The 16,756-nt window shown below is 61.6% G+C and carries 16 protein-coding genes, 1 tRNA gene and 1 pseudogene; 3 read left to right on the top strand and 15 right to left on the bottom strand.

The annotated features are described in order from the left end of the window. Nucleotides 1–502 precede the first annotated feature (502 nt). A pseudogene (locus AB6O04_RS05095) lies at nt 503–646 on the bottom strand (IS110 family transposase); the annotation flags it as partial. Nucleotides 647–842: 196 nt separating this feature from the next. On the opposite strand from AB6O04_RS05095, the gene AB6O04_RS05090 reads away from it, so the two are divergent. Next, nucleotides 843–1,238: a RidA family protein gene (locus AB6O04_RS05090; protein WP_368562708.1), complete on the top strand. Its 396-nt coding sequence runs from the start codon at nt 843–845 to the stop codon at nt 1,236–1,238. A gap of 492 nt (nt 1,239–1,730) precedes the next feature. On the opposite strand, the gene AB6O04_RS05085 is transcribed toward AB6O04_RS05090, so the two are convergent. From AB6O04_RS05085 to ruvB, 11 genes are all read right to left on the bottom strand, one after another. Then, nucleotides 1,731–1,806: transfer RNA gene (locus AB6O04_RS05085), tRNA-Lys, on the bottom strand. Nucleotides 1,807–1,916: 110 nt separating this feature from the next. Beyond that, a complete protein-coding gene (queC, locus tag AB6O04_RS05080) occupies nt 1,917–2,582 on the bottom strand; it encodes a 7-cyano-7-deazaguanine synthase QueC (RefSeq protein WP_368562706.1) in 666 nt (221 codons plus the stop codon). A gap of 225 nt (nt 2,583–2,807) precedes the next feature. After that, the gene (queE, locus tag AB6O04_RS05075; protein ID WP_368562705.1) at nt 2,808–3,485 is read right to left on the bottom strand and encodes a 7-carboxy-7-deazaguanine synthase QueE; all 678 of its coding nucleotides are present in this window, start codon (nt 3,483–3,485) and stop codon (nt 2,808–2,810) included. A gap of 234 nt (nt 3,486–3,719) precedes the next feature. Beyond that, the gene (gene ybgF, locus AB6O04_RS05070; protein WP_368562704.1) at nt 3,720–4,541 is read right to left on the bottom strand and encodes a tol-pal system protein YbgF; all 822 of its coding nucleotides are present in this window, start codon (nt 4,539–4,541) and stop codon (nt 3,720–3,722) included. Nucleotides 4,542–4,556: 15 nt separating this feature from the next. Further along, nucleotides 4,557–5,072 (bottom strand): peptidoglycan-associated lipoprotein Pal, encoded by a 516-nt coding sequence (gene pal, locus AB6O04_RS05065; RefSeq protein WP_368562703.1) that lies wholly within the window; start codon nt 5,070–5,072, stop codon nt 4,557–4,559. 53 nt (nt 5,073–5,125) lie between these two features. Next, nucleotides 5,126–6,445, bottom strand: a complete 1,320-nt coding sequence (tolB, locus tag AB6O04_RS05060) for a Tol-Pal system beta propeller repeat protein TolB (protein ID WP_368562701.1) — start codon at nt 6,443–6,445, stop codon at nt 5,126–5,128. A gap of 137 nt (nt 6,446–6,582) precedes the next feature. Continuing rightward, nucleotides 6,583–7,587 (bottom strand): cell envelope integrity protein TolA, encoded by a 1,005-nt coding sequence (gene tolA / locus AB6O04_RS05055; protein ID WP_368562700.1) that lies wholly within the window; start codon nt 7,585–7,587, stop codon nt 6,583–6,585. After that, nucleotides 7,577–8,017, bottom strand: coding sequence for a protein TolR (tolR, locus tag AB6O04_RS05050; RefSeq protein ID WP_368562699.1), 441 nt, complete (start codon nt 8,015–8,017; stop codon nt 7,577–7,579). Before tolR ends, tolA begins: the two co-directional genes overlap by 11 nt. Nucleotides 8,018–8,029: 12 nt before the next feature. After that, entirely contained in the window at nt 8,030–8,806 is a 777-nt protein-coding gene (gene tolQ, locus AB6O04_RS05045) for a protein TolQ (RefSeq protein ID WP_368562697.1), read from the bottom strand. A 57-nt stretch (nt 8,807–8,863) separates the two neighbouring features. Further along, the gene (gene ybgC / locus AB6O04_RS05040) at nt 8,864–9,277 is read right to left on the bottom strand and encodes a tol-pal system-associated acyl-CoA thioesterase (RefSeq protein WP_368562696.1); all 414 of its coding nucleotides are present in this window, start codon (nt 9,275–9,277) and stop codon (nt 8,864–8,866) included. A 220-nt stretch (nt 9,278–9,497) separates the two neighbouring features. Then, a complete protein-coding gene (gene ruvB, locus AB6O04_RS05035) occupies nt 9,498–10,550 on the bottom strand; it encodes a Holliday junction branch migration DNA helicase RuvB (protein WP_368562695.1) in 1,053 nt (350 codons plus the stop codon). A gap of 153 nt (nt 10,551–10,703) precedes the next feature. On the opposite strand from ruvB, the gene AB6O04_RS05030 reads away from it, so the two are divergent. After that, nucleotides 10,704–12,038 carry a TrkH family potassium uptake protein gene (locus tag AB6O04_RS05030; RefSeq protein ID WP_368562694.1) on the top strand — a complete coding sequence of 445 codons (1,335 nt, stop codon included), beginning with the start codon at nt 10,704–10,706 and terminating at the stop codon, nt 12,036–12,038. Further along, nucleotides 12,031–12,702, top strand: a complete 672-nt coding sequence (locus AB6O04_RS05025) for a TrkA family potassium uptake protein (RefSeq protein WP_368562693.1) — start codon at nt 12,031–12,033, stop codon at nt 12,700–12,702. Before AB6O04_RS05030 ends, AB6O04_RS05025 begins: the two co-directional genes overlap by 8 nt. A gap of 361 nt (nt 12,703–13,063) precedes the next feature. Here AB6O04_RS05025 and AB6O04_RS05020 read toward each other — a convergent pair whose 3' ends face one another. The 3 genes from AB6O04_RS05020 to ruvC all read right to left on the bottom strand — a co-directional run bounded on the left by AB6O04_RS05020 (nt 13,064) and on the right by ruvC (nt 16,282). Continuing rightward, nucleotides 13,064–14,986, bottom strand: a complete 1,923-nt coding sequence (locus AB6O04_RS05020) for a potassium transporter Kup (protein WP_368562692.1) — start codon at nt 14,984–14,986, stop codon at nt 13,064–13,066. Nucleotides 14,987–15,039: 53 nt separating this feature from the next. Then, complete coding sequence (ruvA, locus tag AB6O04_RS05015; protein WP_368562690.1) at nt 15,040–15,624, bottom strand: Holliday junction branch migration protein RuvA; 585 nt, start codon at nt 15,622–15,624, stop codon at nt 15,040–15,042. Between the two features lie 136 nt (nt 15,625–15,760). Next, a complete protein-coding gene (gene ruvC, locus AB6O04_RS05010; RefSeq protein WP_368562689.1) occupies nt 15,761–16,282 on the bottom strand; it encodes a crossover junction endodeoxyribonuclease RuvC in 522 nt (173 codons plus the stop codon). Nucleotides 16,283–16,756 lie beyond the last annotated feature (474 nt).

Raw genomic sequence — 16,756 nt, 5'->3', positions numbered from 1 at the left:
TCGCGAGGGCCGCCTGGGCCCGGCTATACGCCAGGTTGTTAGCCGGACCGCAGCGACATAAGATCAATCCGAATCAAAGGGATAGGGCACCATACGGCGCTCTGTGGATAAGTCGTATAACCGGACCTCGGGCTCCGGCTATTAGGTAGTTAGGCGGCGTTGGAGATTTCAGTGAAACTGATACTTGTATTGGTCGCAGTGGCTGCACTTATCAACATCGCTGCATCCGTCGTAGTGCTTCGAGTCTCGGCCTTTTCCTCATCTCAACGTTTACTGCAACTAGCTTTCATTTGGCTCGTGCCAATCATTGGGGCGGCGGTGTGCGTGGCGTTCGCCTCGTCCCAGGCACTTGGCTCGACTTCGCCCAGAGCAATAGACCCGCTTTATCTGCCATCTAATGGTGGCGTAGCGGACGGTCCAGGTATCGGGATCTGTGGATGCAGCGGTACTGATGGTGGTGGAGACGGCGGCGGTGATTAATGTCGTCGCCGCCTAACAATTCGCGCAGCGCAGGCCGCTGCTCCAGCGTGCGGGCAAAGGCCTTGCGGGAGAGCCGCTTGCGCTCAATCACCTGGCCCTGGGCGTCGGCGAAAGCCAGTTCAAAAACGTCTTTTGCCAAATCGATGGCGACGGTCGTAGCATGCATGTCGTGGACTCCTCTCGTGATCCCGTGTCCTGATGCTAAACATCAGTCTGGCTCTTCGAAGCCGTTTGGCGACGCGGGAGGAGTCCATCTCATCATTCAATCCGACGCCGCTTCGCGGCGCGGCTTAACTAAGGCGTTAGGCCCCGCATCAAGCTAGTCGGATTCTCAATAGCAGAAGGCTCAGGAGAAGTACTCAATGACGCTCAAGTGCATTAATCCTGCTGATCTACCGCCGCAGCAAACGTACACCCATGTCGTCGTGGCGACGGGCAGCAAGTTGGTATTCATCGCGGGGCAGGAGCCCGAAGACATACACGGCCAGCTCGTTGGCCGTGGTGATCTTGCGGCTCAGGCGCGCCAGGTGTATGCCAATCTCGGCCGTGCACTTGCCGCTGCGGGTGCCAGGCCGGACCAGGTCGCTAGAATCACGATCTATGTCGTCAATTACGAACGCGACACATGTTTGCCGATTATCGAAGCTGCCCGGACTGCGTTATTCGGCGCTCACAAGCCCGCTGACGTAGTGCTCGGCGTAACAGCGCTGTCCCCGGGCTACCTGATCGAGGTTGATGCGATTGCGGTCTTGGATTGAATTCGGCAACAACGATTCTGACAGGCACGTGAGAGACCTGGGCGGCTGCAGTGACGACCCTGAGATCGTTGACCTACAGAAAAAGATCTATTGGACTTGCTAGGACATGAGTTCGGTGCCTAACAATACCGTAAGGAGCTTTCCGTCAACTCCGGGTACATGATGCTCTTGCTTGTAGCTTGAAGGCGATTACTGGGTTGCATGTTGTCATGCGGTATTGCGTGTTGCAGGGTACTCGTCAGTGCGATGGCGGCAACCGACGCCAGACTGCATTTCCGTAATCTGTCTTGTTGGGTGGCGGTTGCTTACCCGGACGCTCGGTATAAACCGCACCCGAAGGCCTCATTCAAACCGACATCGCTTTGCGGCGCGGCTTAATTGTGGCGTTACCGTGGAACAAATAGCACGCGTCTTCGTGCTACGAAAAGACCGGTTTCGGAAAAATTCGCAGAGCCGGTGATACGCAAAAATCTCACAAGCTGTTGATTTGATTGGTGGGTCGTGAAGGATTCGAACCTTCGACCAAAAGATTAAAAGTCTTCTGCTCTACCGACTGAGCTAACGACCCACATTAGCACCCCGGCTTTGCGCCGGGGTGTGCATTCTAACCTAGGAGACGCTGGCTGCGAAATCCACGACTGAATTTGCTGGAACGGGAGGGCTGAGCAGTCGAAACCGCTAGAGGTAGCGGGTGGGATCGGCCACGCCGGCATCGGCGAATCCGGCTGCGCGCAGTTGGCAGGCGTCGCAATGACCGCAGGCACGGCCCTGGTCGTCGGCGCGGTAACACGACACCGTCTGCGCAAAATCCACGCCCAGCCGCACGCCCTCGCGCACGATATCGGCCTTGCTGAGCTTCAGCAGTGGCGCGTGGATGCGTAGGCCTGCCCCTTCCACGCCTGCCTTGGTCGCCAGATTGGCCAAGTTCTCGAAAGCTTCGATGAACTCGGGACGGCAATCCGGGTAACCCGAATAATCCACCGCGTTGACGCCGCAGAAGATATCCGCGGAGCCCAATACCTCCGCCCAGCCCAATGCGACCGACAGCATGATGGTGTTGCGCGCGGGCACATAGGTCACCGGAATGCCGGCACCGCCTGCTTCCGGCACTTCGATATCGTCGGTCAGCGCTGAACCACCGATGCTGCGCAGGTCCACATGCACGGTCTTGTGTGCCGCGGCTCCCAGCGATTTTGCTACGCGTTCGGCCGCATCCAGCTCGGACGTGTGGCGTTGGCCGTAGCGCACGCTCAATGCATGCACGGCGAAACCTTGTTCGCGGGCAATGGCGACTACGACGGCGGAATCCATGCCACCAGAGAGAAGGACGACGGCTTTTTTCATGGGTGAATGTGGAAAGGGAAAAGGGAAAAGGGAAAAGGAGGCATGCGGCTGTAGCCCCCTTTTTAAAGGGGGCTACCGGGGATTTGCTCTTGCTGTCGCTTCCAAGATCAAAAGCAAATCCCCCTCAAATGCTTTTCAACCGCCGAATGGCGGGTCATCCCCTTTTTTAAGGGGGAAGTAAAGCAAGAGCCTTCCCGCTCATTACCCACGCTTCCCGCTCCTGGCTCATCGCCCCGGCTCGTCATTCCATAGCAGCTTGTGCAGCTGCATCTGGAAACGCACCGGCAGGCGATCCTGCACGATCCAGTCAGCCAGGTCACGCGGATCCAGCTCGGATTTGCTGGGTGAGAACAGCACGTCGCAGCGCTCAGGTAGGCGGTGTTCGGTCAGCATGTCGCGCGCCCATTCGTAGTCGGCGCGACCGCAAAGCACGAACTTCACTTGGTCCCGGGCGGTCAGCAACGGCAGGTTTTCCAACCGGTTGCGAGCCATTTCCTTTGATCCAGGCGTCTTCAGATCGACCACGCGGGACACGCGCGGGTCGACCTCGGCGATGTCAATCGCGCCAGAAGTTTCCAGCGACACCTCGTAGCCAGCATCGCAGAGCTTTTTTAGAAGGATCAGGCAGCGCTTCTGAGACAAGGGCTCGCCACCGGTGACGCAGACATGGCGCACGCCGTGTTTGGCGACTTCCGCCAGGATCGCGTCGATGTCCCACCACTGGCCGCCATAGAACGCATATTCGGTATCGCAGTACTGGCAACGCAGCGGACAACCCGTCAAGCGCACGAACACAGTTGGCCAGCCGACCGTATTCGCTTCGCCTTGCAGCGACAGGAAGATTTCGGTCAGCTTCAGGCGTTCCTGGGCTGCGGTAGGGTTTTCGCGGACGGCGACGTTCATGACGTGCGTATTATGAGGCTTCGCGGTGATATCGGCTTTCGGCCGGCTCCAGGCCCAGCCGAAAAGCACGACGGCGCGACGTAGGGGCGCCGTCTCGGCGCGAGCTTTTCGGCGAGGATGCGGGGGCGCGAGGGCATCTTGGGAAGAGCTCGCGGCGGGACGCCGCTCCTACAGGAGCGAAAAGCCGACCCTACACCGCATGAGCCACTCTTCCGGGAGGTTAGGCGACTCGCCTCAGCGCAAGCGGCCGAGCTGCATCGACCGGAGGTGGCCGCTGGCGATATTGGCCACATCGCTGCCAGGATAACGGGCAACCACGTCGGCCAGGATACGTTCGGCTTCGTCCATCTTGCCCAGGCCGAACTCCGACAGACCCAGCTTGAGCAAAGCGCCCGCCGCCTTTTCGTGAGTGGGGTAGCGATCGATCAAGGCGCTGAACTGTTGCGACGCCATCTGATAATTCTGAGTGACGTAGTAGCTCTCGCCCAGCCAATACAAAGCATTCGGCGCATAAACGCCGTTGGGGTACAGCGTCAGGAAACTGGTGAACAGCTCAGCGGAATCGGCGTACTTCCCTGCTTTCAGCTGATCGAACGCAGCGTTGTAAGCGGCGCGCTCGTCGCCAGCAGAGGCCATTGCACCGACATCGCCGTGCACCGTGGGCGCAGGCTCGGCGACCGTGGGCGCAGCGGAAGCCGGGGCAGCAGCCGGTGCCGGAGCATTCGCGCCGCTCACCGGTGGCGAAATCGGAGGAGTTGCAGCCGGGGCACCGCTTTCCAGGCGCTCCAGACGGCTATCCAGATCGAGGTACTGATCGCGGTTGCGCTGCTTCAGTTGTTCGTTTTCGTTCTGCAGCTGTTCCAGCTGTGAACGCAACTCTCGCAGTTCCGTCTGCTGTTGCTCGATCCGGTTCAACAAATCCAGGTTGGCCTGGGGATTGTTGGCCTTGGCTTCGAGTGCGGCCACGCGGTCGGCCAGACTCTGGCGCTGTGCGTGGGCGGGTGCGGCGGCCACGAGGGCCGCCGCGATTACCAGCATGTACTTCTTGAAAATCATCAGAGCGATGACGGCTTACTTGGCGGTGTAGACGATTTCGACGCGACGGTTCTGCGACCAGCACGATTCGTCGGACTGGGTGCAAACCGGACGCTCTTCACCGTAGCTGACCACGGTCAGCTGGCTGGCGGAGCCGCCGTTGGCCTGCAACGCGGATGACACGCCGTTACCACGACGCTCGCCCAGACCCAGGTTGTACTCGCGGCTGCCGCGCTCGTCGGCATGGCCTTCCAGCGTGATGCGCGAGGACGGACGGTCACGCATGTACTTGGCGTGGCAACCCATGATGGCCTGAAATTCCGGCTTCAGAGTGTCCTGGTCCAGGTCGAAGTAGACAACGCGCTGACGCAGGCAGGCGTCGGTGTCGAGGTCTTCCGGACCATAGGCGCCGGCCGTGGTGGGAGCGGTCGGGGTGGTCGGGGCAGTGGTGGTGGTGTCGGTCGGCGCTTCGGGCTTGACGGCCTTTTTGCAACCGGCCAGGACGGCCACGGACATCAGGGACAGCATCAAGATACGGGCAGTGTTGTTCATGGTCATTCCTTAGTTGTGCGGGGGGTTACAGGCGCGACATTCTAGACGGAAACTTAACGCGGTGTCCTATAGGGCGACCACGACGGCTCACGAACGTCGCCATCGGCCAATACCAATCGCTGCCGGACGCGGGCGTCGGCAGATACAGCGTACAGAACGCCGCGTCCACCTTCGCGCGCTGCGTACAGCACCATGCTGGCATTGGGCGCGAAGCTGGGAGATTCATCCAATGAGCCCGGCGACAGCGAGGACCACCGCGGCGAGCCCAGACTGCTGTCCATCATCGCAATGCGATACGTGTTGCCACTGCCCTGCGCCACCGCGATCTTCTTGCTGTCGTAGGACACGGTAGCGGTGGCGTTGTAGCTTCCTTCGAACGTCACTCTTGATGCCGAACCGCCACTGGCCGGTACGCGATAGATCTGCGGGCGGCCACCGCGGTCCGAGGTGAAATAGATGCTGCTGCCGTCAGCGCTCCAGGTCGGTTCGGTGTCGATGCTGGACTGGTTGGTCAACTGGCGCAGCTGGCGGCTGCCGATGTCCATGACATAGATTTCCGGGTTGCCGCTGCGCGACAGCGTCAGCGCCAGCTTGCTGCCATCGGGCGAGAACGAGGGCGCACCATTGATACCGCGGAAGCTGGAGACCTTTTCGCGTGCGCCGGTGGCGATGTCCTGGATGAAGATGGCGGAGTTACCACCCTCGAAGCTGACATAGGCCAATCTGCGGCCATCGGGGCTCCACGCCGGAGACAGCAACGGCTCGGCCGAACGCACGATGACCTGCGGGTTGTAGCCGTCCGCATCGGCCACCATCAGCGCGTAGCGCATGTTGCGGCCGCTGCCGCTGGCGGTGACATAGGCGATGCGGGTCCAGAACGCACCACGGACACCCAGGATTTTCTCGTAGACGGCATCAGCGATCTGATGCGCGACATCGCGCATGGCATTGGCGCGCGCCGTCATGGCCAGGCCGAGCAACCGCTCCTGCTTGGCGACATCGAACAATTCGTACTCCACGCGGTAGCTGCCCTCGCCCCCGTCCACCACGCGGCCGACGACGATGAAGTCCTGCCGGAGCGCACGCCAGGTGGGGTATTGGATTTCGCTGCCCCGGGTCGGACGTTCGACGATGCTGGCCTCAGGCAAGGCACGGAAGGCGCCGGAACGCTCCAGATCGGCCCGCACTACCGAGGCGACATCGGTCTGCGGCGCCGTCGCGGAACCCTGGTAGGGCATCGGCACAATGGTGATCGGCAAGGCCGAGGCATTGCCGCCGATGATGTCGATTTCCAGGCCGCGCTGTTGAGCGGAGGCCAACATCGGCAGCAGCAACAGGGTCAGTACGGCAAGCCAGTGCAGCGATCTTTTCATGAGCAAGGGTCAGATCCGTGATGAATAAACAAGAAGGGATAGCAGCTTGCGCGTGAATGCTTTCGCAATTGTGAACGGAATTGCGTTAAAGCGGATGTGAAATCAAGCCTGCCAACGTTTGTCGGGCAAGCCGCGCCCTAACGATCCTGCGCTTCGAAGTTGAGGATCAGGGTCCGGTTGAACACTGACTCAAAGCCACTGTAGGGCAACGGCTGGGCTTTCAGCACCGCCGCTTCCACCGAGCGCTTGCCCATTTCGTCGAAGGGGCAACCAGGCTGAACCTGGGCTTCGATGACCTCGCCGCCCGGGATTTGACGGATAACGATGCGGCAGCGCGTTCCCAACGGAACCGAATCCGGGCGAGTCCATTTGTCGGTGATGGCCTGCTGCAGGGCAGCCTGGTATTTGGCCAGCAGATCGTCAGCCGTGCCGCCCTGCCCCGGCGGCGGACTGCCGGTGGTGCTGGTGGCGGCCGAAGTGCTGGCGGCGGCAACCTGGCGATTACGCGCGTTGGTGATCTGCTGCAAGCGCTGTTCGGCCAGTTGCGTCTCGCGTGCGGCCTGGGCGCGCTTGCGGCGGATCTCTTCCAGCTTCGTCTGGCGATCTGTCTCTTCCTGCTGCTTGGCCAGGCGTTGCTTGCGCTCCGCTTCTTCCTGGCGCTGACGCTCGGTCAGGTCGATCTGCTCCTGGCGCCGCTTCTCTTCTTGTTCTTTCAGCGCCTTCTCTTGCGAGATCGCCAGCCGGCTAGCGGCTTCCTGTTCCTCGGTATCCGGCACCGGGATGCGTTCCTGCGCCTGTTGCTGCTGCGGCACGGGCGAATCCTGGGGGCTCGGTTCGGGAATCGGCTGCGGCGGCGGTACAGTTTCCTCTTCCGCCACTTCCTCGACAGGCTGCGGCAGCGGTTTGGGCGCGTCCTGCATGGCCTGTTCGGCCGCACGGATATCGGCACTGGAAACCACCAGCGACGCTTCGATCACTGGCGAGCCCGCCGCCGGTTCGAAGCTACGCGTCGGCGACCACAGCCAGGCCAGCACGAACAGCAGCGCCACCAGCACATGCACGCCCACCGCGAGGGCGACGGAGACCCACAGATCTTCGTTATTCTTCTGCGGGCGATGGCGGTAGGCGGCGTCAGCGTGCATTGCCACCCGGCTGGCTCATCAGGCCGATCTTCTTCACCTTGGCCTGTTGCAGCATGACCATGGTATCCATCACCCGCTGGTAGTCCGACGCTCCAGGCGCGGCGACGAAAACAGGCACGTCCGGGTTCTGCTCAACAAAGGCCTGCAGCTTGGCCTGCAGGCTCACCCCGTCGATGGGTTCCGGTTTGCCGTTCTGCAAGGTCAGCGTGTAGCGACCCTCGGAATCAACGGCGACGATCACCGGGTCTTTCTTACTTTCCACCGCGCGGGCGCTGGAATCGGGCAGATCGACATCGACGCTGAGCGTCAGCAGCGGTGCGGTCACCATGAAGATGATCAGCAGCACCAGCATCACGTCGATATATGGAACGACGTTGATCTCGGATTTGAGCTTGCGGCGCTTGCGGTGGCGGGCAATGGCGGCGGTCATGGCGAACTCCGCTTATTCGTCGGCCGACGATTGGCGTTGCAGGATGGAACTGAACTCTTCGGCGAAGGTTTCATAGCGCACCGACAGCCGCTCGACGCGGTTGGTGAAGCGGTTGTAGGCCCACACCGCTGGAATCGCCACGAACAAACCGATGGCAGTGGCGAACAACGCTTCAGAGATACCCGGCGCCACTGAGGCGATGCCGGTCTGCTCGCCGCTGTTGAGCATGTCGTGCATGGTCACCATGATGCCGAATACGGTGCCGACCAGGCCTACATAAGGCGCGGTGGACCCGATATTGGCCAGCAATTCCAGATTGCGCTCCAGCTGATCGACTTCACGCGCGTAGGTGGCGCGCATGGCGCGCTGGGCGCCTTCCAGCTGCGCGCGGCCGTCCAACTTGCGTTTGTCGCGCAAACGCGCGAACTCGCGGAAACCGGCTTCGAAGATAGCTTCCAGACCGTTGACCACACGGTTGCGATCGGCCGTGCCTGCGTAAAGCTTGTTCAGTTCGGCGCCGGACCAGAAACGGCTTTCGAAATCGTCGGCATGCCGATTGGCGGCGTTGAAGATGCGCGCCTTGCGGAAAATGATGACCCAGCTGATCAGTGAACCGACCAATAGCAACAGCACTACCAGTTTGACCGGCAGGCTGGCCTTGATCATCAGGTCGAAATAGTTGATGCCGCTATGGACCGTCGCGGCGGTAGCCTCGGCAGCGGCGCCGACGGCTTCTTCCGGCAGGGCTTCCACCACGGTGTCCTGAAAAGCCAGGAGCGTTGCGATCATCCGTTGTTCCTCGGTATCAAATAGGTCTTGTTGCTGGGGCGGGCTTGGGCGAGCTGGTCATGGCTGCGCGGGCAATTCTTGTTGTTTGAACGATTCGTATAACGCATCGGGCAGCGGTTTGGGTTTGAACACGGATGCACTGAGTGCGGCTACTTTCACCTCAGCGCTCAGCAGGATCTCGCCGTTGCGCAGGATGGATTGGGCGAACACCACACTGGCGCGCTTGCATTGTTGCAGACCGGCCGTCACTTGCAGCAGATCGTCCAAACGCGCCGGGCGCAGGAAATCCAAGCGCATGGCACGAACGGCGAACACCAGATCATGATCCTGACGCAAAAGTTCCTGCCCGTGACCGCCAGCACGCAACCATTCGGTACGAGCACGTTCGAGGAAAGCAACATATTGCGCGTGATAGACCACGCCACCAGCGTCGGTATCTTCCCAGTAGACCCTTGTCGGAATGCTGAACATGGTCAAAAAAGCGGGAAACGGGGAGCGGGGAACAGGGAATGCGAGTGCACCGGCACGTTTGTTTCTGTGCTTGGGGACAGGTTTAGGGTGAAGCCAAGGCGGTCTTTCACTCCCAGTCCGAAAAGCGAGGAACAGGGAACCGGGAACAGGGAATGCGGAGGTATCGGCGATTTTATTGCCGCGCTTGGAGAACGGTTCAGGGTAAAGCGGAGGTGGTCTTTCATTCCCCGTTCCCGGTTCCCTGTTCCCCGATTTCATCGAATAGGCTTTCTCGCCCTTTCGGCTTCAGTCCCAAATGGCGATAGGCCTTCGATGTCGCCATGCGGCCACGCGCGGTGCGGATCAGGAAGCCTTGCTGGATCAGGTAGGGTTCGATGACGTCTTCCAGCGTGCCGCGCTCTTCCGACAGCGCGGCGGCCAGCGATTCCACGCCCACCGGACCGCCATCGAAGCTGTCGACGATCGTGCGCAGCATCCGGCGATCCAGCTCATCGAAGCCCTCCGGGTCCACCTTCAGCATCTGCATGGCGGCTTGCGCCACGTCCAGGTCGATGTGGCCTTGCGCCCTGACTTGCGCGTAGTCGCGGACGCGGCGCAACAGCCGGTTGGCGATGCGGGGCGTGCCGCGCGCACGGCGCGCGATTTCCGCGGCGCCCTCGGGTACGCAGTCGATACCCAGGATTTTCGCGGAGCGGCGGACGATCTTGGTCAGTTCTTCCGGCGTATAGAACGCCAGCCGCTGGACGATGCCGAAACGATCGCGCAACGGCGCGGTCAGCAAACCGGCGCGGGTGGTGGCGCCGATCAGGGTGAACGGCGGCAGGTCGAGCTTGATCGAGCGCGCGGCAGGGCCCTCGCCGATCATGATGTCGATCTGGAAATCTTCCATGGCCGGATACAGCACTTCTTCCACCACCGGCGACAACCGGTGGATCTCGTCCACGAACAGCACATCGTGCGGCTGCAGGTTGGTCAGCAGCGCAGCCAGATCGCCGGCTTTTTCGATCACCGGGCCCGAGGTAACCCGCAGGTTGACGCCCAATTCATTGGCAATGACGTGGCTCAAAGTGGTTTTGCCCAAGCCGGGCGGCCCGAAGATCAGGACGTGGTCCAGCGCTTCGCCGCGCCCCTTGGCGGCTTCGATATAGATCGACAGTTGCTCGCGTACGGGTTGTTGGCCCAGGTATTCGTCCAGTCGCTTGGGACGGATGCTGGCTTCGATGGCTTCGTCCTCGCGGGTGGCCCGGGGGGCGATGATGCGGTCTTCGGTCATGCCGACATTATGAGGGACACGATGCGTGAGAGGCGCTCCGATTCGCCTCCCCTTCCGCCAAACTGGCCAAGACAGGCTGTGTGCTCGCCGCACCTGATCACCCATGGCACAATCCGCGGCCGTTCCGCCCATTCCCCACCCGGGAGACATCGCTTGCTACGACGTGGTATCCAACACCCGGCGCGGCTGATTCCACTGACGTTTCTCGGCACCATCCTTCTCGGAACCGTGCTGCTGATGCTGCCAGTGGCGCGGGCGGGCGATGGCTCGGCGCCGTTTCTGACCGCGATCTTCACTTCGACCTCGGCGGTCTGCGTTACCGGCTTGGCCGTGGTCGACACGCCGGTGTACTGGTCGATGTTCGGGCAGGTTGTGATCCTGGGTCTCTGCCATATCGGCGGCTTCGGCATCATGACCGGCGCCACCTTGCTGGGCATGCTGGTCATGCGGCGGCTACGCCTGGGCACGCGACTGATCGCCCAGGCCGAAACCCGCAGCCTGGGCCTGGGCGATGTGACGGCGGTGTTGAAGCTGATCCTGCTGGTGACCTTTAGTGTCGAGGCGCTGGTTGCCGCCGCGCTGACTCTTCGCTTGCACTATGGATATGGGGAATCCTGGGGCCTCGCGTTGTGGAATGGCGTATTCCAGTCGATCTCGGCCTTCAACAATGCCGGCTTCTCCACCTATTCCGACAGTCTGATGGGCTTCGTCACAGACCCACTGATCGTCGTGCCGATCATGCTGGCCATCATCATCGGTGGCCTGGGTTTCCCAGTATTGTTCGAACTCAAGCGCGAGCCGGGCCAGTGGTCGCGATGGTCGATACATACCAAGATCACCTTGCTGGGCAGCGGTATCCTGATCGTCGGCGGCGCCCTGGCGATCCTGCTCTATGAATATGGAAATCCCGCCACGCTGGGTCCGCTGGATACGAGCGGAAAGCTGCTAGGCGCACTGTTCCATTCGGTGACCGCCCGCACCGCCGGCTTCAATACTCTCGACGTCGGCAGCATGGGAACTGAAACGCTGGCGGTGAACTACGTGCTGATGTTCATCGGCGGCGGTAGCGCAGGCACCGCTGGCGGCATCAAGGTCACTACTTTCTTTCTGCTGGGCTTCGTCGTCTGGACCGAAGTGCGCGGCAGCCAGGACACCACGGCTTTCCGGCGGCGTATTTCCGCCGAAACCCAACGCCTGGCGCTCACGGTGGTACTGCTGGGTGTTGGCGCTCTGGCCGTGGCGACTTTGCTGATGTTGAGCGTGACCGACCTGCCGTTGGAGGTCGTCATGTTCGAAACCATCTCGGCTTTCGCCACGGTCGGGCTGTCGACCGGCATTACCGCCGGCCTGCCCCCCATGGGACAATGGATCTTGATCGCCCTGATGTTCGTGGGCCGTGTCGGTACCATTACCGTGGCCACCGCCCTGGCCCTGCGCAGCAAGGCGCCGGCATACCGTTATCCAGAGGAGCGCCCCATCGTTGGCTAAACAACAATCCATTCCCGCCGACAATGTCGTCGTCATCGGCCTGGGACGGTTCGGGGCCGCGGTCGCCACTTCGCTGATCCGCTTGGGCCATGAGGTCTTGGGTATCGACGAGAACCCTGAGATTGTCCAGCGATGGTCCGATGAGTTGACCCATGTGGTCCAGGCCGACTCCACCGACAGCGATGTGCTGCGCCAATTGGGCGTCAGGGATTTCAACCGCGCCGTGGTCGGCATCGGTTCCGACATCGAAGCCAGCGTGCTGACCGTGCTGGCGCTGGAGGAATTGGGCGTCCGCGACATCTGGGCCAAGGCCACCACCACCAAGCACGGACGCATACTCGAGCGCACCGGCGCGCATCACGTCGTGTATCCAGAAGCGGCGATGGGCGAACGCGTCGCGCACCTGGTCACCGGCAAGATGACCGACTTCATGGAATTCGACGATGGCTTCGCCGTCGCAAAAACCGGTGCGCCGCCGGAAAGCTGGGGCAAGACGCTTAGCGAATCCGCCTTGCGCAGCAAGTACGGCGTGACCGTGATTGCGGTCAAACGGACCCGCGCCGATCTGACCTATGCCAAGGCCGATACGATCGTTGAAGCCGGCGACACCCTGCTCGTCACGGGTGCCGCTGCGATTGTGGAGCGTTTTGCGGCGTTGACGTGAGGGAAAAGCCGGGAACAGGGAACGGGGAACAGGGAATGAAACATCGCAGCATCGACACCGAACCGCGGCATCGCAGGGACGCCTCAAGAACGCTTGATGTTTCGCTGAACCCACCGAACCCGAAATGTCGCATTCCCCGTTCCCTGTTCCCCGTTCCCGCTCTTGCTAAGTAAAAAACGGGGACAGGGAAACATCCGTGCGGCATCGACACCGAACCGCGGCATCACAGAGGCACCTCGCGAACGCCTGAGGTTCCACTGAACCTGCCGGTCCAGGAACGCTGCATTCCCCGTTCCCTGTTCCCCGTTCCCGCTCTTGCTATACAGCCCCAAGCCACGCGCGACCAGATCGCGCTGCAACATCAGATCTCGACCTGCGAACCCAGTTCGACCAGCCGGTTGCCGGGAATCCGGAAAAATCCCGTCGCCGAAGCGGCATTGCGGTGCATCAGCGCGAACAGCTTGTCGCGCCAGATCGGCATGCCGCGCCGCGCCGAAGCCACCACGGTTTCGCGGCTGGCGAAATAGGTGGTATCCATGGGATCGAAATAGATGCCGCCGTTGTCGCAACTGCGCATCAACCCCAACGGCACATCCGGCGTTTCCATGAAACCGAAACGCAGCACCACGCGATAGAAACCCTCACCAATCTCATCGATCCGCAATCGCTTATGCGAGTAAGGCACCGTCAGCGTTTCCACGGTGAGGAACACATTGCGTTCGTGCAGCACCTTGTTGTGCTTGAGGTTGTGCAGCATCGCGTGCGGCACCACGCCGGTCTGCGCGGTCAGGAACACCGCCGTGCCCTGCACCCGCACGGGCGGCGCCAGCATCAGCCCGGGAAGGAAAGTGTCCAACTGGATGCCTTCCTTGCGGATCTCGGCACTCAACAGCTCACGCCCGCGCCGCCAGGTGCGCAGCAGCGTGAACAAGGCGATGCCCAGCACGACTGGAAACCACCCGCCCTGCAGGATCTTGGCGCCATTGGCGATCACGAAGGCGATATCACCGACCAGGAACAATACGCACAGCGGCAACACCCAACGCCTGGCGCGCGGCCACAATGCACGTGCAACGATGGCCAGCAGCAATGTATCGATCAGCATCGTCGCCGACACCGAGATGCCGTAGGCGGTCGCCAGCGCCGAGGAACTGCGGAAGCTCAGCACCAGGCCGATCACGATCACCATCATCATCCAGTTGATACCGGGGATGTAGATCTGCCCTTCGGTACTGCTGGACGTGTGCTTGACGTGCATGCGCGGGATGTAGCCCAGTTGCATGGCCTGCCGGGCGACCGAGAAACCGCCAGTGATGACGGCCTGCGAAGCAATGACCGTGGCCGCCGTCGCCAGCACGATCATCGGATATCGTCCCCACTCGGGTACGCCGATATAGAACGGGTTTTTCACCGCGAGCGGGTTTTCCAGCACCAGCGCGCCCTGTCCCAGATAGTTCAGCATCAGCGACGGCAGCACGAACCAGTACCAGCCCAACCGGATCGGGCGCGCACCGAAGTGGCCCATGTCGGTGTAGATGGCCTCGCCACCGGTTACCGCCAGCACCACCGCACCGAGAATGAAGACGCCGTGCCAGCTGTAATCGAAGAAGAAGTACGCCGCCCAGATCGGGTTGATCGCCTGCAATACTTCCGGCTCGTGCAGGATGTTGACCACGCCCAGCACCGCCAGCGTGATGAACCAGATGACGGTAATCGGCCCGAACACCCGTCCGACCTTGGCTGTGCCGTAGCGCTGGGTCGCGAACAGCGATACCAGCACCAGCACGGTGATCGGCACGATCCAGTTGTGCAGCTGCGGCGCGACCACTTCCAGCCCCTCGACCGCCGACAACACCGAGATGGCCGGTGTAATCACGCCGTCGGCGAAGAACAGCGAGGCGCCGAAGATGCCGAGGATGCCGACCAGATACGCCGATTTGGAGCCCTTCGGCAGACTGCGCTGGGCCAGCGCCATCAAGGCCATGATGCCGCCTTCGCCTTCGTTGTCCGCGCGCATGATGATGGTGACGTACTTCAGCGTCACCACCATCATCAGCGACCAGAACACCAGCGACAGCACGCCCAATACGGTGTCGTGGTCGGCGATCAGACCGTAATGGCCGGAGAACGCTTCCTTGATGGTGTAGAGCGGACTGGTGCCGATATCGCCGAAGACAACACCGATCGCACCGACGACCAGCCCCGCCAGCCCCACCTTGCCGCCGCCATGGCCATGAACGCCGGGTTGGCCCGCGTTCGTATTAGAAGAGGATGTTTTGGACATGGCTAAGGAAGGCTAACCCGTGATTTCCGAGAGGGAGCTCTAGACGGTCCGCTTCAACGAAGCGCCGACTGCAAAGCCTTGCGGATGATGGTGGCGACATCGTCGCCGTTGGCGGTGGCCTCGCGCGCCATGCGCACGGCATCGGCGGGCTTGTAGCCCAACTGTTGCAGGGCACTGACGGCTTCCGATTGCGGATCCTGCGGTAACGACGAAGAGCCAGGAGGTCCGCCACCCAGGTTGGCAGCGCGGTCGCGCAGTTCAACTACCATGCGCTCCGCGGTTTTCTTTCCGATTCCGGGAATACGGGTCAGCGCAGTCACATCGCTGGTCTGCACCAGCCGCGCGAACTCATCGACACTGACTCCCGACAGCACGGCCAAGGCGATCTTCGCGCCGATGCCGCTGACTTTCTGCACGTCGCGGAACAGCCTGCGCTCGTTCTCACGCAAAAAGCCATACAGCGACACGCTGTCTTCCTTTTGCGCGTAGTGGGTGAACAGCGTCACCTCACGGCCGACCTCGGGCAGATCGTAGAAAGTGCTCATCGGCGCTTCCAACTCATAACCCACGCCGCCCACGTCGATGACCAGCCAGGGCGGCGACTTGTAGGCCAAGACGCCGCGCAGACGGCCGATCATGGGTTGGCACTCTGTGCCAACGGGGAACGGGGAACGGGGGACGGGGAATGAAAAATCACCGCCGTCGACCGGCAACGTGTCTGCGCCAGCGATACGTCATTCCCCGTTCCCTGTTCCCTGTTCCCGCTTTTACTTTTCATTTCCTGCTCCAGGCCGCCCGGACGTCGACGCCGATCCGATTGGCGGTGGCGCGCACGTGCGCATGAGTGATGGCGATCGCCAAGGCATCGGCCGCGTCGGCCTGCAACTTGCCCTGCAATCCCAGCATGATGCCGACCATATGTTGAATCTGTGTTTTTTCCGCGCCACCGCGGCCGACCACCGCCAGCTTCACTTCCTTGGCCGCGTATTCGTGCACAGGCAGGTCGCGCAGCACCACTGCACAAATCGCCGCGCCGCGCGCCTGGCCCAGCTTCAGCGCCGAATCGGGGTTGCGCGCCATGAAGACTTTTTCAATGGCCACTTCCTGCGGCTTCCAGGTCTCGATGATCTCACCTAGTCCATCGAGCAAGCGCTTGAGGCGCTGTGGAAAATCATCCGCGCCCAACAGTACCAGCGGCGCATGGAAGACATGCGTCGTCTTGCCGGCATCATCGATATCGATGATGCCGACGCCGGTGCGTTGGGAACCCGGATCGATGCCGAGGATGCGGGTCATTGAAGCGGGGAACAGGGAACGGGAAACAGGGAATGAAACATCCATGCAGCTTCACTATCGCCGCGTGGCATCGGCTGAGAAGCTGCCCGCGAAGGCGTGGGATCCCGTTGAACCTGCCGAAGCGGGAATTCCACATTCCCTGTTCCCCGTTCCCCGTTTCCGCGTTCGCTACGTAGAAGCGGGGAACGGGAAACAGGGAACGGGGAATGAAGCGTCCAAGCAACTTCACTATCAATGCGCGGCATCAGCCAGGAAGCGCCGTGGGAAAGCTTGAGGTTCCGCCGAACCTGCCGAACCGGGAATCCCACATTCCCTGTTCCCCGTTCCCCGTTCCCGCTGTTGCTACGTAGAAGCGGGGAACGGGGAACGGGGAACGGGGAATGAAGCGTCCAAGCAACTTCACTATCAATGCGCGGCATCAGCCAAGAAGCGCTGTGGGAAAGCTTGAGGTTCCGCCGAACCTGCCGAACCGGA

The organism is Pseudoxanthomonas sp. UTMC 1351, assembly GCF_040948865.1.
In the GTDB taxonomy this organism is placed as follows: domain Bacteria; phylum Pseudomonadota; class Gammaproteobacteria; order Xanthomonadales; family Xanthomonadaceae; genus Pseudoxanthomonas_A.
This window is presented reverse-complemented; position numbering and strand designations above follow the sequence as displayed.